Origin of the sequence: Hymenobacter ginkgonis (assembly GCF_009755225.1) — a bacterium.
Classification (GTDB): domain Bacteria; phylum Bacteroidota; class Bacteroidia; order Cytophagales; family Hymenobacteraceae; genus Hymenobacter; species Hymenobacter ginkgonis.
This window is the reverse complement of sequence record NZ_WQKZ01000003.1, coordinates 203,508-217,566: the sequence shown is the minus strand read 5'-3', so window position 1 is coordinate 217,566 and position 14,059 is coordinate 203,508. Positions and strand designations below refer to the sequence as shown.

General features: G+C 58.3%; 13 protein-coding genes and 1 tRNA gene. 9 read left to right on the top strand and 5 right to left on the bottom strand.

Going from position 1 to position 14,059, the window contains the following annotated elements; translation table 11 throughout:
• The first annotated feature begins 64 nt into the window (after positions 1 to 64).
• Positions 65 to 775 (top strand): hypothetical protein, encoded by a 711-nt coding sequence (locus GO988_RS12325; RefSeq protein WP_157565842.1) that lies wholly within the window; start codon positions 65 to 67, stop codon positions 773 to 775.
• An 80-nt stretch (positions 776 to 855) separates the two neighbouring features.
• Here the strand turns inward: GO988_RS12325 and GO988_RS12320 are convergent, their stop codons facing one another.
• Positions 856 to 1,494, bottom strand: coding sequence for a YceI family protein (locus GO988_RS12320; RefSeq protein ID WP_157565839.1), 639 nt, complete (start codon positions 1,492 to 1,494; stop codon positions 856 to 858).
• A 130-nt stretch (positions 1,495 to 1,624) separates the two neighbouring features.
• Positions 1,625 to 2,080 carry a MarR family winged helix-turn-helix transcriptional regulator gene (locus GO988_RS12315; protein WP_317164854.1) on the bottom strand — a complete coding sequence of 152 codons (456 nt, stop codon included), beginning with the start codon at positions 2,078 to 2,080 and terminating at the stop codon, positions 1,625 to 1,627.
• Between the two features lie 157 nt (positions 2,081 to 2,237).
• Here GO988_RS12315 and GO988_RS12310 point away from each other — a divergent pair, with 157 nt between their 5' ends.
• Positions 2,238 to 2,843, top strand: coding sequence for a DUF6799 domain-containing protein (locus GO988_RS12310; RefSeq protein WP_157565836.1), 606 nt, complete (start codon positions 2,238 to 2,240; stop codon positions 2,841 to 2,843).
• An 87-nt stretch (positions 2,844 to 2,930) separates the two neighbouring features.
• Here GO988_RS12310 and GO988_RS12305 read toward each other — a convergent pair whose 3' ends face one another.
• Positions 2,931 to 3,950, bottom strand: a complete 1,020-nt coding sequence (locus GO988_RS12305; protein WP_157565834.1) for an enolase C-terminal domain-like protein — start codon at positions 3,948 to 3,950, stop codon at positions 2,931 to 2,933.
• 43 nt (positions 3,951 to 3,993) lie between these two features.
• Between GO988_RS12305 and GO988_RS12300 the strand changes: the two genes are divergently transcribed.
• The 5 genes from GO988_RS12300 to GO988_RS12280 all read left to right on the top strand — a co-directional run bounded on the left by GO988_RS12300 (position 3,994) and on the right by GO988_RS12280 (position 9,675).
• Entirely contained in the window at positions 3,994 to 4,137 is a 144-nt protein-coding gene (locus GO988_RS12300; RefSeq protein WP_157565832.1) for a hypothetical protein, read from the top strand.
• Positions 4,138 to 4,168: 31 nt separating this feature from the next.
• The gene (locus tag GO988_RS12295) at positions 4,169 to 5,584 is read left to right on the top strand and encodes a dicarboxylate/amino acid:cation symporter (protein ID WP_157565830.1); all 1,416 of its coding nucleotides are present in this window, start codon (positions 4,169 to 4,171) and stop codon (positions 5,582 to 5,584) included.
• 244 nt (positions 5,585 to 5,828) lie between these two features.
• Positions 5,829 to 6,479: a hypothetical protein gene (locus tag GO988_RS12290; protein WP_157565828.1), complete on the top strand. Its 651-nt coding sequence runs from the start codon at positions 5,829 to 5,831 to the stop codon at positions 6,477 to 6,479.
• A gap of 145 nt (positions 6,480 to 6,624) precedes the next feature.
• Complete coding sequence (locus GO988_RS12285) at positions 6,625 to 7,206, top strand: hypothetical protein (RefSeq protein WP_157565826.1); 582 nt, start codon at positions 6,625 to 6,627, stop codon at positions 7,204 to 7,206.
• A 78-nt stretch (positions 7,207 to 7,284) separates the two neighbouring features.
• A complete protein-coding gene (locus GO988_RS12280) occupies positions 7,285 to 9,675 on the top strand; it encodes a GAF domain-containing protein (protein WP_157565824.1) in 2,391 nt (796 codons plus the stop codon).
• A 95-nt stretch (positions 9,676 to 9,770) separates the two neighbouring features.
• On the opposite strand, the gene GO988_RS12275 is transcribed toward GO988_RS12280, so the two are convergent.
• Together GO988_RS12275 and GO988_RS12270 are read right to left on the bottom strand one after the other, a co-directional pair.
• Complete coding sequence (locus GO988_RS12275; RefSeq protein WP_157565822.1) at positions 9,771 to 10,502, bottom strand: phosphatase PAP2 family protein; 732 nt, start codon at positions 10,500 to 10,502, stop codon at positions 9,771 to 9,773.
• Positions 10,503 to 10,632: 130 nt separating this feature from the next.
• A tRNA-Leu gene (locus tag GO988_RS12270) sits at positions 10,633 to 10,714 on the bottom strand.
• A gap of 244 nt (positions 10,715 to 10,958) precedes the next feature.
• Here GO988_RS12270 and GO988_RS12265 point away from each other — a divergent pair.
• Complete coding sequence (locus tag GO988_RS12265) at positions 10,959 to 11,627, top strand: class I SAM-dependent methyltransferase (protein ID WP_157565820.1); 669 nt, start codon at positions 10,959 to 10,961, stop codon at positions 11,625 to 11,627.
• A 162-nt stretch (positions 11,628 to 11,789) separates the two neighbouring features.
• Entirely contained in the window at positions 11,790 to 13,997 is a 2,208-nt protein-coding gene (locus GO988_RS24605) for a M61 family metallopeptidase (RefSeq protein WP_157565818.1), read from the top strand.
• The last annotated feature ends 62 nt before the right edge of the window (positions 13,998 to 14,059 follow it).

The following is a 14,059-nucleotide window of genomic DNA, read 5'->3' as shown; positions in this document are numbered from 1 at the left end:
AGCTGCTAAGGGTGCTACCCCCCGCTTGGGCGCGAGGGCCGTTATTTTGCGCAAAATTCTTCTCATGAAAATACCTAGCCTCTATTTATCGCTGCTACTGGGCTTGCTAGCCGGCTGCACCTCTCCCACCGAAAAGCAAGGCCTCGATGCGGTAGCGCAGTTCTATGGCGATAAGGTGAGCTATAGCAAAGGCAGCCACCTCTCGACCAATGCCGCCGAGCCCCAGGGCAAGTACTTGGAGGTAAAGGTGTTCAACACCAAGCTCAGTAAGGAATTTTCTGATTTGCGCCTGCCGGCCTCCAACTGCGCCTACCTCACCTACAGCAGCCTGGCCCCGGCCGAGCGCCAAGCCTATAACTACGTGAAGGTGACGCTGCAAGACTCGCTCACCGAGCATTCTTACACTTTTAAGGCGCCCGAGCTGGCCCTGGCTACCCAAGCCGCTACCGACCTCGACCGGCTGATGACGCACTTCAAAGACCGCGACTACAATGGCGTGGTCAACAGCTTTAACCCCGCCACCCTACCCCCCGATGTGCGCGCCAACCTGCCCACCTCGCTGGCCGAGCTGGAAAAGAAGACCGGCCCTGTTACGCAGTATTATCTGCAAGGCTACGCCTTGACGAGCGCGCCCGTGGCGGGCCGCTCGCAGCAGCTGGTGCGCCTGTTCGTGACGGTGCAGCGCGCGCAAAAAGCGGGCAAGCTGCTGGCTGTCATCAATCCGCAGCTGCGCCCCAACGAGAAGTTCCTCTACGGCCTCAACATCCTCGACTAGCCGGTGCTTGGCGGCTTAAACAACAAAAAAGGCTGCTTCCCGGTTGGGAAGCAGCCTTTTTTCGTAGCTCGCGGCGCTGATTATTGCTTGGCGATGACGTTGAAGTCCAGCGTGAACTCGTCGTAGATAGCCTTGTCGCCAATGCTTTCGAAGAACGACTTCGAGCCGTATTTTAGGCCAAACTTGGTGCGGTCGATGGTTAGCTTGCCGGTGGCAGCAGCTACGCCGTTTTTCACGCCCACTTTGGCGGGGAAGGTTACGCGCTGCGTTACGCCCTTGATGGTCATATCACCGGCGATGTTGGCGTTGTTGGCATTGGCGGCAGCCCCGGCGATGGGGGTAACGCTAACAATTTTGAAGGTCGAAGTAGGGTACGTGCCAGCGCCGAAGAAGTCGTCGCTGCTCATGTGGCCCACAAATTTGGCGTGGTTGTCGGCATCGGTGATGTCGGTAGCTTTGATGGTCTTCATGTCCACCGTAGCCGTGCCGCCAACTACCATGTTGTTGCGCACCTGCAAGTCGCCACCCGTGAATTGGATGGTGCCGTTGTGGCCGTGCGTTACGGCTTTGCCCTCCCAGCCCAGGGTGCTCAGCTGCGGCTGCAACTTGTAGACTGCTACAGCGTTAGCGGCGGTTTTGGTGGTAGCCTTTTGGGCAAAAGCAGCCGGCGCAGCCAGCAAAGCAGCCCCAAGCAGGGCAGGCATCAAAATTTTTTTCATGAGTGAAAAAAGGTAAAAGAAGTGTAGTATGTTTTTGGATAGGTAGGCGACCAATTCAACTTTGGCGCCAAAATAAATTACCCGGCTATTCGGCAGCTACTACTAGCATAACCAGGGAATAGCAGCGGCCCTACCCCCGCATTTTATCAAGCAGCTGGTTGAGCTGGCGTAGCTCCGCTTCGCTGAGCTTATCGGTTCCGTGGCCAACGGGCCCCACCACATTGTCATCCTCCATCTGGCGGAGCAGGCGCAAGCCGCTTTCGGTGATGCAGATATCAACGGCCCGGCGATTGGCGGGGCAAATGGTGCGGGTTACGAGCTTTTTCTCTTCCAGCTTATCCACAATGCGCGAGGCATTGCTGGTTTTATCGAGCATACGCTCGATGAGCAGCGCTACCGTGGCGGGCTTGGGGTGCTGGCCGCGCAAGATGCGCAGCACATTAAATTGCGGCAGCGTAAGGCCGTAGGGCTTGAAAGCAGTAGCTTGGCGCAGCGATAGCCAGCCCGCCGTGTAGACCACGTTGAGGTAGGCCTTCTGAGCGTCGCTCTGAAAAGTAGGTTGCTTAATTTCGTCTTCGAGGCGCACTGGATTCTTTAATTACGACTACAAATTTAGTGTACATACATTTAATGTTGCAACATTATTTTAATTTCTCGCCTTATTTATTTTTTCAACGTACGAGCGACAGCCGTTATTTCAATGGTTCAGCTTAGCCACTCTGCCCTTCCCTTACTTTCACACCATGCGTAGTATTCACCTCTTTACGGTAGCCCTGCTTGGCCTGGGCTGCACGCTGCTGCCCCACCAAAGCGCAGCCCAAAGCAAGAAAAAGCAAAAGGCGCAGGCCCAAACCCAAAGTGTGGTGCAAGATGTGCGCCCCAACCGCAACACGCAATTTCTGTTCCGCAACGGAAGCGTGGTGCAGCGCCTGGGCAACGAGACTACCCCCCTCGACCAGAACGTGCGCTTGCCCAACGGCACCAAGATTAATGTGCGCAGCGGCATTATTGAGCTGCCCGGCGGCAAAATCACGAGCCTGCGCGAGGGCGACTACGTGAATGCCGAAGGGGGCATCGTGTTTGGCTCGCCGGCCAGCGCGGCCGCCGCCCGCGGCGACAACAGCGTGCCCGCCGATGCCAAGTTCGACTCGTATGTGCACGTGGGCAGCGCCGCCGCGCCGGTGCTCACCAACGAGCCTAACGAGCGCGAGCAACTGCTGATGCGCAAGATTGAGCTACTCAACCGCAAGGTAGCCTTGCTTACCCAGACGCACACCAACCCGCCAAATACGGAGGCCGTAGACAAGCAATTGCAAGAGCTGGACGCCCAATTGAAAACGGCGAAGTAGGCGCCGCCCTACCCCCACTGAGAATCAAAGCCCTTAGTGCCGCGCGGCACCAAGGGCTTTTTAGTGCCTGATTACGTAGCCGGCAGCTTACGGATGAGCTGTAAGTGCGGTGAGTTTGCCATCGGCTTCATTCACCAAACCAAACGGCTCATCGCGGATAATTAGGCTGCCATCGAGGTCGTGGATGTCGGCCAAGGCGCTCACTTGCAGCGCCGACCAGATGCCGAGCGTGGTTTCGACCATGCAACCCAGCATCGGGAGCAGGCCGTGGGCGCGGGTGCGGCGCAGCAGCTCGATGCCGCGCTGGTAGCCACCAGCCTTCATCAGCTTCACGTTTACGCCGTGAAATTGCTGGGCGATTGCCTCAAAATCGGCTTCATCCGTCACCGATTCGTCGGCCATGAGCGGCACTTGCACGCGGGTATGCAAGTAGCGGTAGTCGGCGGCGCGGGCGGCGGGCAGGGGCTGCTCGAGGTAGCGCAACTGCAAGCCCGGCACGGCAGCGGTGGCTTCCAGAAAGCGGAGCACGCCGTCGGCATCGGGCCAGGTTTCGTTGCCATCTACCAGCAGCGGCTGGCCGGGGCTGGCCTGGGCCACCGCCCGGAGCAAGTCGAGCCCGGCTTCCTGGTTCACCTTGACTTTCAATAAACTAAACCGCCCAGCCTGCTGCGCCCGAAAGAACCCAGCCACCTCGCCCGGCTCCATAATGGGCAACGAAAACGCGGTGGCCACCTGCGGCGCAGGCGCGGGCACGCCCAGCCACTGCCACACCGGCTGCTGGGCGCGGGTGGCTAGGTAGTGCGTTAGGGCGGCTTCGAGGGCAAAGCGCAGGGCGTGAGCCACCGGCTGGGCAGCCAGCAATTCGGTGAGGCTAGCTAGGGTATCGGCGGCGGGCAGGCCGTGGTGCAGCAAGTCGTCGAATTGGGCTTGCAGCAGGGCCGGCGACTCGCCATAGCGCACGTTGGGAGCGGCTTCGCCACGGCCGCTGGCCCCGCCCTGGCTAACATGCACCACCAAGTTGGTTTTAGCATCCGAAGCATTGCGCGCAATTTTCCATACGTAGCGCAGCGGTAAGGTATGGGCAGTGAGCGTCCAGGAAATAGGCATACAGGCACGTAGCTGCCGCACTAATGCCGCCGCTAAGCCGAAGGTGAGCAAAAAAACTGGCTTTTACAGCCGCCTACCCCCTTCTCCTACCCCCGCCGCCAGCGCCAACACGCGCCTGTGCTCGCAAGGCCAGGGTAGCCCAGTAGGCGCCAACCGTCGGGTTTCGGTTCGGCCTGCCGTACTTTGATGTCCGATTTCGGTTTTATTTTCTTGCGTGCATGAAGTTTTCTCGTCTCTTTTGGCTCACCATTTTGCTAGCAATTGTGGCGGTGGTCCTCACCTTTTTGGGCGCCCGCCCCGATGCAGCCCTGCCGGCGGCCCTCCCACTGGCGGCTCGCTGGTTGACCCTGGCGGCCCTGGCAGCCACGCTGGCCCCGCGCCGTTCGCTCACGCTCTGGATAGTGCTGAGCATGCTAGTTGGCATCGAGCTGGGCCACGACGCGCCCACCGCTGCCATGAACCTTAAAGTACTGAGTGACGCCTTCTTACGCTTGGTAAAAACTATTATTGCGCCGCTGGTATTCGCTACCCTGGTGGTGGGCATCGCCGGCCACGCCAACCTCAAGCAAGTAGGCCGCATGGGCCTCAAAGCGCTGATTTATTTTGAGGTGGTAACCACGTTTGCGCTCTTCATTGGGCTGGCGGCCATCAACTTCACCAAGGCTGGCGTAGGTATCGAGCACGTAGTCTCCACCGACAAAGCCGACGCTATCGCGGCGGCAGCACCACAAACCGCGGCCGACATCATCCTGCACATTTTCCCCGAAAACATTGCCAAGTCAGTGGCCGAAGGACAAGTGCTGCAAGTCGTCATCTTCGCCATCATCTTCGCTATTGGTCTGGCGCTCACCCCAGAACGCCAGCGCCGGGTGATGCTCGACTTTTGCGAAAGTCTTTCCGAGGTCATGTTCAAGTTCACCAATGTAGTGATGTATTTCGCGCCACTCGGGGTGGGCGGGGCTATGGCCTACACGGTAGCTAAAATGGGTTTTGGTCCGCTCCTGAACGCTTTTCAATTGCTACTGACGCTCTACGGAGCACTTATTGCCTTTGTATTGCTGATTTTGCTGCCAGTAGCCCTGATTATGCGCATTCCGCTGCGGCGCTTTGTGGCGGCAGTGGCCGAGCCAGTGAGCATTGCCTTCGCCACCACGAGTAGCGAGGCAGCCCTGCCGCGCGCCATGGAAGCCATGGAAAGCATTGGCGTGCCACGCCGCATTGTGGCCTTTGTGATGCCTACGGGCTACTCCTTCAACCTTGATGGCACCACGCTGTACTTGTCGTTAGCGGCGGTGTTTGTAGCGCAGGCCGCTGGGGTATCCCTCTCCTTCGGCGACCAGATGCTGCTTGTATTCACGCTGATGCTCACCAGCAAAGGAGTGGCTGGCGTACCGCGCGCCTCGCTCGTTATTCTGCTAGCCACGTTGCCTTCGTTCAACCTACCAGCCTGGCCCGTATTTATCATCCTGGGCATCGATGCGCTCATGGACATGGCCCGCACCGCCGTGAACGTACTCGGTAATTGTTTGGCCAGCGCCGTAGTGGCCCGCTGGGAAGGCGAGTTTATTGATAACTACGTGGCTCCCGCCGACTTACTTGCGCCGGTGGCAGCGCCTGCCGAGCTTCAGCACTAAACCGGGGGTAGGAAAAAATAAAAAGTTGAATTATTACGGGCTGCTTGCAAACAAAAAGGGGGGTAGCGTTTTAGTAGTACAGCAGGCTTTTAGATAATGCCTATGTGCAATTATGATGCGCGGTAATTGGATAAATTGCAGTAACTTAGCTGCCGGAATAGCTACTATTACCGTATATCTACTTAATGACCAAGTACTTCTTTTTATAGTCCCACTCTACTAAATCGATTTTTTCTAAATTTTTATGAGCTATATGTTGTTTGCTAGTCGCACGGCTTTACTGGCCACCTTGGCACTGGCCGGCCTAGGTGCCTGCAAGTCGGTAAAAGGTACTTTTTCGGCTACGCCCACGGCCGTCATCACCAAGCGCCTGCCGCCGCTGGAAATCACGGCCGACCCAGGCCCCCTGGCCATGAACGACGGGGCCTTGCCCGAAGACCCGCTGCGCATGTTCAAAGCCGAGCTGCAACGCAACGTAGTAGAGCCCACCGACACGGCCACGTATGGCTATGCCCGCCTCGTTGTCACGAAGGTGCACACTACCCGCACGGGCCGCAGCTTGCAGGCCGCCCAGGTACTTACTATGCTGGTTCCCAGTGTGTTCGGCGCTCCGCTAGAATGGTATAAAACCGATATTCAAGCCGAAGTGCAACTGATGAATGCCAGCGGCGAGCTGCTGGGCACTTACACCGGCAAGGGCACTTCCAACGTGAAAGTGGCCATGTACCACGGCTACTCGCAAACCGAGGCGCCACGCCTGGCCGACGTACTGGCGCTGCGCGAAGCCCTAGGGCAGATTCGCCCGCAGCTCGACACGGCGGCCACCCGCCTGCGCCCCCTGCTGATGGCGGGTGGCCAAGTCAATAACCCTACCCTGCCTACCTCCAGCCGCTAAACGCCGCTGGCTGGCAGCTCGGCACCTTCCTTATGCAGCCCAGCCCGGCCGCTACTGCCTTCGGGCGAGGCGGCCGGGCTGTCGTATTTTTATGCGAAAAGGGCCAGGCCGGCCGTTTGGGTGGGCCACGCTCCGCTGCTAGTTCATGAAAAATACCCTGCGCACTCTGCTGCTTATGCCCGCCTTGCTGCTGGCTGGTTGCTGCGCCAATAATTCCTGCGATTGCCAAGACCTGCTCGCAGATGCCCTGTTCTTTAAACTCGACCAAAGCACGTTTCGGCCCAGCGACATCGACACCGTATATCTGGTGCAATACAGCTCCACCAATAGCACTACCCCCGTCAATACGGCTCGGCTGCTGCCCGGCGTGCTAAGCGACTCTATACTGGCCCGCCAGCTGCGGCAAGTAAAGCTGCCTAGTACTACCATCGTGCTCAGCAATACCTACCCCTTCGCCACGGCCTCGGCCGGTAGCAAACTCAGCCTCTACACCTACCGGCTGCTAGTGCCCAAAGGCGATTCGGTGCGCGTGCGAGCCAATGGCGGCTTGGCGCCCCGGCCGGTGTATAGCTTCGCCATCGGCCCCGTAACGCTGAGCGGCCGCTACAATGCAGACGGTTGCTGCACTTGCTACCAAAACACTAAAAAAACTGTTTCCGTCAACGGGACGTTTTATGATGCTACTGAAAGCAGTGGCGAACCCCTGCCCATTTTGCTGCGCAGGTAGCCCCGAGGAATTTTACCCTGGGCTACTTGCGCAAAGACAGGCTTGGCCGCTCCTACTCTACCGGGCTTCCCTATCCCTATGCTCGCTCCTGATACGTTATTGCCCTCGGCCGCTGCCACCGCAGCCCTGCCCCTCGTTCCCCCCGAGCCTACCCCGCCCGGTAGCCACCACGTGGGCTTTCCGTTTGTGACGCGTCTTAGCCTGGAGCCACTCATTAGCTATTGGCATGAGCGTGAGCACGATGCCAACCCTGGGGTAGCCCGGCTGGCGTGCTCCATTGGCAAGCAGGTGGCCGCAGCGACGTATTGCCGGGGCGACTTGGCCAATATTCATTCCCTGGATGAGCACCGCGACCTGGTCGATACGCTGATGCTGGCCGTGTTTCCGCCAGCGGCCACGACTACCGGTATCAGCGGGGCCATTCCGCCGTTTCAGCGGCAGAGCTTCTACTACACCACTCGCTTTGCGGAGGTGATGCTGGGTAAGGACCGCACCATTAAGCAGCCGCTGAACGTGGACCTGCCCATGCTGGAAGAACGCATGACGCGCATGGCTTACCTGCTGATTCTCAGCCGCGAGTACGGGGCGGAGGTACCCGACCAGGGCGGCCTCATTTTTACGGTGGCCGACTACCGCATTGGGCTGTACCGGCACTACGGAGTAGATTTTGACTCGTCGTTTGTGCGGGTGCGGGTGGTAGGCGATAAGCCCATGCTGACCCATGAGCAAGTGCAGCACCTGCTGCGTAACCGCCACCGCCTCGACCTGTGGCAGGAATTCCTACCCCCCGAGCGCTTCGTGCTCGAGGGTTTCAACCTGCTTCACCTGCTGGATGTTACGACCCAGGAGATACTATCCGAACTGAAGTACGACTTGCTGGAGCGCGATGTGTTGCAGGCCTCCGACCGGCTCGAACAGATTCAGGAAAAGCTGCGGGTGCTGTTTGCCCGGCCGGCGTTGCAGCTGGGCATTGCAGCCTATGATGAGCGCAAAAAAGCCTTCGTGGACTTCGGCCGCAAGATTAACCACAGCTTTCTCATCAAGCAGATGCAGGGGCAGCAGCTAGAGGGCGACTTTCGCCACCTCTACGCCCGCCTGCTGGCCGAGCGCCGCCCGCTGGTGCTCGAAGACGTAGCCACCGCGCCCGACCTGCCCGAGGGCATGCGCCATCAAATGCTGAGCATGGGCGTGCATTCGGCCATTTTGGCGCTACTGCCCTACGGCCCCGATACGGTGGGCCTGCTCGAGTTGGGCTCGCCCGGCGTGGGCGACCTCGACGAGTTTGACATGGAGCTGGTGAACCAGTTTGTGCCGCTGTTTGCGGTAGCGGTGAAGCGCAATGCGGAGGACCTAGAAACCCGCATTCAATCGGTTATCAAAGAGAAGTTTACGGCCATTCACCCTACCATGGAATGGCGCTTCAACGATGCGGCCCGGCGGCTGCTGGCCCAGCACGAAGACGGGAACCGCAACGCCGAAATGGAGGCCATTGTGTTTGAGGAGGTCTATCCGCTGCACGGCTCCTGCGACATTCGGGGCAGCAGCATGGCCCGCAACGAAGCCGTGCAGGGCGACCTCATCGAGCACCTAACCCTGGCCAACCGAGTGCTCAAAAAGGCGTCCGATTTTCAGCAGCTACCCATTCTAGATGAACTTAAGTTCTACGTAACTAAGAACTTGCGGCGCCTGCGCCAGGGCATCATCAGTGGCGATGAGGTAAGTATTTACGACTCGCTGCGCACCGAAGTCGAGCCTCTGTTTGAGTATTTGGCCCAAAACAACGTAGAGCTACGCCCCACCATCGCCGCCTACTGGCAGCAGATTGACCCGCGCCTGGGCATTCTCTACCACCGCCGCCGCGACTTTGAAGAAAGCGTTACGCGCATCAACGATACCATCAGCGACTACCTCGACGAGGAAGAAGCCAAGGCGCAGCTCATGTTTCCGCACTACTTCCAGCGCCTTAAAACCGATGGTGTCGAGCACAACATTTACGTGGGGGGTAGCCTGGTGCAGGGCAAGCCGTTTGACCTGGTTTTTCTGAAAAACTTGCGCCTGTGGCAATTGCTGGTGATGGTCGAAATCACGCGCCGCACTCATATCCTCAAGGCCACGCTTTCGGTACCGCTCGACACTACGCAGCTGATTTTGGTGCATTCGCAGCCCCTGAGCATTCGCTTCCGACAAGACGAACGCCAGTTCGACGTCGATGGAGCGTATAACATTCGCTACGAGATAATTAAGAAGCGTATCGACAAAGCCACCGTGCTCGGTACCGGCGAGCGCCTGACCCAGCCCGGCCAGCTAGCACTGGTGTATGCCCAGCCCCGCGAGGCTACCGAATACCTCGAGTACATTGATTACCTGCAAGACCGCAACCTGCTGGAGCCCGGCATTGAGGAGCTAGAACTAGAAGAATTGCAAGGCGTGAAAGGCCTGCTGGCCCTGCGCGTAGCCGTGAAACTGTAGTCACAACCTAATTGCAAAACGGGGGGTAGGGAGCGACCGCTCCCTACCCCCCGTTTGCGTCCGATACTTTCGTTGTTGGCAACAGGCCCGGCCGTTTACTCGGTCACGTTAGTGCCCGATTCGTTGGTATTGACCACCTTTTTCTCTTTCCAAAACAGCCGGATGCCCGTGCGCAGCAGTACTAGCCACGCTGCGCCCCCAGCAAAACCAGCCAGCACATCGGTGGGGTAGTGCACGTGCAAAAACACCCGCGTGAGGCCAATCAGCACAGCGAAACACACCAGCGCCGCCGCCCAGCCCCAGTGCCGGCCGTGCTGCACGGCCAGCCAAGCCAAGCACCCATAAAAAGCCATGCTCATCATAGCATGCCCACTGGGAAAGCTCAGACCGTACTGGTGAATAAGGGCCGTGGTAGGCCGGTCGCGGTGGAAATATGCTTTCAGCAACTCATTGAGCGCCAAGCCTCCGCCCATAGAAGCCAGCAATTCGATGGCGTAGCGGCTGAGGCCGCGTCGGTGCAGCACCAGCGGCGTAAGCAAGCTGGCCGGCACAAAAAACCACACCGACCCAAACCAGGTAAGTACGTTTTGTATCCACCACCGCAAGCCAGGATGCGCGGCCCGCAGGCGGTCCATTTGCGCAAAACCCCAGTTATCAAACACTTGTGAATGCTCTTGAAAAACTACCCGAATCAAGTAGAAAAACAAGGCGAACGCTACTAAGAATAATACGCCCCCAAAAACGACCTCCGTAGTAAGCAAACCGGCTAGCTCAGCTTGGCGGGTCGAGGAGCTGGACTGGTTGGGCGGAGCAGCGGGCGCGGGCATATCGAGGCTTTTCGGAAAGGAGAAAAAACGTTGAACGGAATTTCTTCAGGATTGGCTGTCTGGCTTCTATTTCAACAAAATTGAAAACAAAAAAGCCAGCCCCACATGGGGCTGGCTCTTATTGTACTCGTGCGCTCGGAGAGACTCGAACTCTCACACCTTGCGGAACTGCCGCCTGAAGACAGCGCGTCTACCAATTTCGCCACAAGCGCAAACGAAGTTCAAAAACCGCTCCACCCGGTCGGTGGTGGCTTTTGATGGTACAAAGATAGCCTCCTTGCATAGCATCTCGCAAGCGTAGCCCCGTTTTTTTTGCTGTCCTGAGGCACTACACGCAGCCGGAAAATTGTCTCTCAGCTACTTGCAGCTGCCGTTTTTCACAAAATAAATCTGGCTTAGTTAGTAATAGCTAGGTTCAAACGGAAATTAGCCTGCTTTTTAGCTTTTCTGTTGGTTATGGCCGTTTCTCCTCCGCAAACCTTCCCGCCAGAGGCCGACTTCGGCCGAGTGGCTCGTTTCTACGACTTGTTGGCGGGGCTGGCATTTGGCGGGGCACTGCGGCGGGCGCAGCGAGCGGCCCTTGTGGCGGGGCTGCCGCCCAGCCCTACCCCCCTACGGGTGCTGGTGCTGGGCGGCGGTGCGGGCTGGGTACTCAGCGAGTTGTGGCGGCATCAGCCCACGGCCCAGGTACTCTACCTAGAAGTCTCGGCCGAAATGCTGGCTCGTACGCGGGCACGACTGCGGCGGCAGCCTGCACCGCCCGGCGCGGCTGTTGAGCTGCGCCGGGGCAGCGAAGCCGCCTTGCAGCCGGGCGAGCAGTTCGATGTGCTTATTACTTTTTTCGTCCTCGATTGCTTCACCGCCGAAGCTTTGCCAGGTGCGCTGGCTCGCTTGCAGGCCGCTCGCCAGCCGAGCGCACCCTGGCTAGTAACCGACTTTCGACCAGCGCAAAGCGGCTGGCGGCTTTGGCTGATACAAGCCATGTACCGGTTTTTTGGTTTGCTGGTGGGGCTGCAAGTGCAGCGAATGCCCCCGTGGCCGGCTGAGCTGGCTAGCTTGGGATTACGTTCTATCTGGAAAAAATCCTTTTTTGCAAATGCGATTGACGCACTCGTTCTGCACTAAATCATGGCGCTTAACAGCTTGGTCCTAGACGCGCGGGAAGGGCATTCGCGTATTTATGAGGGCCAAAAGCGCCAGCTGATGCAATTATTTAGTTACTTTGCACTGCTCCACTCAGGGCTATTTTAAAAAAGATAGGCAATTGGTATTATCCTGTTACTTTTTATGAAAAAACTTTTCCGCAAATCCCTTTTAGGTGCGGTAGGAACCTTATTATTACCTAACCTAGCTACTGCGCAAACTGCTACCCCTCCTGCTACCAAGGCGGCTGTGGCCAAACCAGTGGCCAGTAAGGCTGCCGTAGTTAAGCCAGTCACCGCTAAGCCGGCAGTAGCTAAACCTGCCCTGGCCAAGCCAGTGACAGCTGCTAAACCGTTAGTAACTAAACCAGCCGCCGCTAAGCCAGCTATAGCTAAACCCGTGGTGGCTAAGCCAGTGGTGGCGCCTGCTGCTAAGCCGGCACCGGCGGTAGTAGTAGCACCAGCCGAAGCACCAGTTACGGCCACCGTAGAAGCGCCCCCCAAGCCCACGCCGGTGGCGCCCGCCGCCCTTGGGCCGGCCGTGCACTACACGGTTTCCTTCCCCAATGCGGTGCACCACGAGGCACGTATTGCGGCCACGTTTGCGGGTTTGCCCCCTGGCCAAAAGGCGGTTGTGCGCATGGCGCGGTCGTCGCCGGGCCGCTACGCGCTGCACGATTTTATTAAAAATGTTTATTATGCGGTAGCTACCGACACCAACGGTAAGCTACTGGCTGTCAATCGCCCCGACCCTTATTCTTGGGAAATAACTCCGGGTGCCGATGGCATTATTAAATTTGACTACACGCTGTATGGCGACCTTACGGACGGTACTTTTTCGGGTATCGACCAGCAACATGCTCACCTCAATATACCGGCTACTTTCTGCTACGTGCAGGGGCTGGAAAGCCGGGCAGCCGAAGTGAAATTTGAATTGCCCGCCACCTGGAAAGTAGCTACCCAACTACGAGCCGCTGGCGACGATAAAACGACTTTTACTGCCCCTAACCTGCAGTATTTCATGGACAGCCCCATCGTGCTTGGGGCGCCCCAAATCCTGCATACGTGGCAGGACGGGGGCCGCAATTTTGAGATGGCGACCTATTATTCGGGGCCGGTGAGCGAGGTTGATGCTTTCGTGAAGAAGACGCAAAAAGTGGTGCGCGAATCGGCTGGTGTGTACGGCGGCGAGTTTCCGCAGTTCGATTTCAACCGCTACACCTTCTTGGCTGACTACCTACCCCAGGCCAGCGGCGACGGTATGGAACACCGCAACTCGACTTCGCTCACTAGCCCCTTACCCCTGCGCGAAGAGGGCGGCCTACGCAACCTAGGCACCGTATCGCACGAGTTTTTTCACGCTTACAATACCGAACGCATTCGCTCGCAGGGCTTAGAGCCATTTGACTTTCAGCGCGTTAATATGAGCGACGCGCTTTGGTTTGGCGAAGGCTTCACGCAATACTATGGCGAATTGGTGCTGCGCCGGGCGGGCTTCTACACCGATGAGCAGTTTTACAACAAAGTGAGTTCGTGGGTGAATGCCCGCATCAACTCGCCGGGCGCCCGCTACGCCTCGGCCGTAGACATGAGCCGCCAAGCGGGCTTCGTAGACGCCGCCGTGTCGGTGGACCCTACCAACCGCAACAACACCTACCTCTCATACTACATCCAGGGCGCGGGCTTAGCACTCGTGCTCGATTTGCAGCTGCGCCAGCGCTTCCACACTTCGCTCGATAAGTACATGCAGGCTATGTGGCAGGAGTTTGGCAAGCCACAGACGCCCGCTCTGGCCCCGGTAAAAGGCTACACGGTGGCCGATTTGCAGCGCGTGCTGGGCACGGTAGCTAAGGATACGGCCTTCGCTGGCAACTTCTTCCGGCGCTACATCTACGGCCACGAAACGCCGCGCTTTGCCGAAAACCTGGGCACGATGGGCCTGGCGGTGGTGCCCGTGAAGGCACTCGCCGCCGCCCTACCCCGCCAGGTAGAGTTCGACGAAGAGGACCGCTGCATCTTATCGCACAACACTACCATCGGCTCGGGCCTCTATAAGGCTGGCATCGACCGTGGTGACCAGATAGTGATGCTCGACGGCGAGAAAATCGACAACATGGCCACCCTCGAAGCTATTATGCGTCGCCACACGCCCGCCGACCTCGTACCTGTAAAGGTGCGCAACCGTGCTGGCGTAGAGCGCACTACCCAAGTGGTGCTCACCGAGGACACCAACATTCAGGTGCAGCCCATGGAGACCGTCGAGAAGATGACGGCCACCACTGCCCAAAAGGAGCAGCGCGCCGCTTGGCTCGCGGCTACGGCTACCACTGCCGCGCCTACTCCTATCAAGTAAGAGGCCTGAAACATAAAAAGCACGTCTTGCTACCGAAAGGAAATATCTCTACCGCACCGTTA

Bases quoted from the DNA above. Each gene is read 5' to 3' on its own strand.
- GO988_RS12325 (WP_157565842.1), top strand. From the start codon at position 65: ATGAAAATACCTAGCCTCTATTTATCGCTGCTACTGGGCTTGCTAGCC.
- GO988_RS12320 (WP_157565839.1), bottom strand. From the start codon at position 1,494: ATGAAAAAAATTTTGATGCCTGCCCTGCTTGGGGCTGCTTTGCTGGCT.
- GO988_RS12310 (WP_157565836.1), top strand. From the start codon at position 2,238: ATGCGTAGTATTCACCTCTTTACGGTAGCCCTGCTTGGCCTGGGCTGC.
- GO988_RS12305 (WP_157565834.1), bottom strand. From the start codon at position 3,950: ATGCCTATTTCCTGGACGCTCACTGCCCATACCTTACCGCTGCGCTAC.
- GO988_RS12295 (WP_157565830.1), top strand. From the start codon at position 4,169: ATGAAGTTTTCTCGTCTCTTTTGGCTCACCATTTTGCTAGCAATTGTG.
- GO988_RS12290 (WP_157565828.1), top strand. From the start codon at position 5,829: ATGAGCTATATGTTGTTTGCTAGTCGCACGGCTTTACTGGCCACCTTG.
- GO988_RS12285 (WP_157565826.1), top strand. From the start codon at position 6,625: ATGAAAAATACCCTGCGCACTCTGCTGCTTATGCCCGCCTTGCTGCTG.
- GO988_RS12280 (WP_157565824.1), top strand. From the start codon at position 7,285: ATGCTCGCTCCTGATACGTTATTGCCCTCGGCCGCTGCCACCGCAGCC.
- GO988_RS12275 (WP_157565822.1), bottom strand. From the start codon at position 10,502: ATGCCCGCGCCCGCTGCTCCGCCCAACCAGTCCAGCTCCTCGACCCGC.
- GO988_RS12265 (WP_157565820.1), top strand. From the start codon at position 10,959: ATGGCCGTTTCTCCTCCGCAAACCTTCCCGCCAGAGGCCGACTTCGGC.
- GO988_RS24605 (WP_157565818.1), top strand. From the start codon at position 11,790: ATGAAAAAACTTTTCCGCAAATCCCTTTTAGGTGCGGTAGGAACCTTA.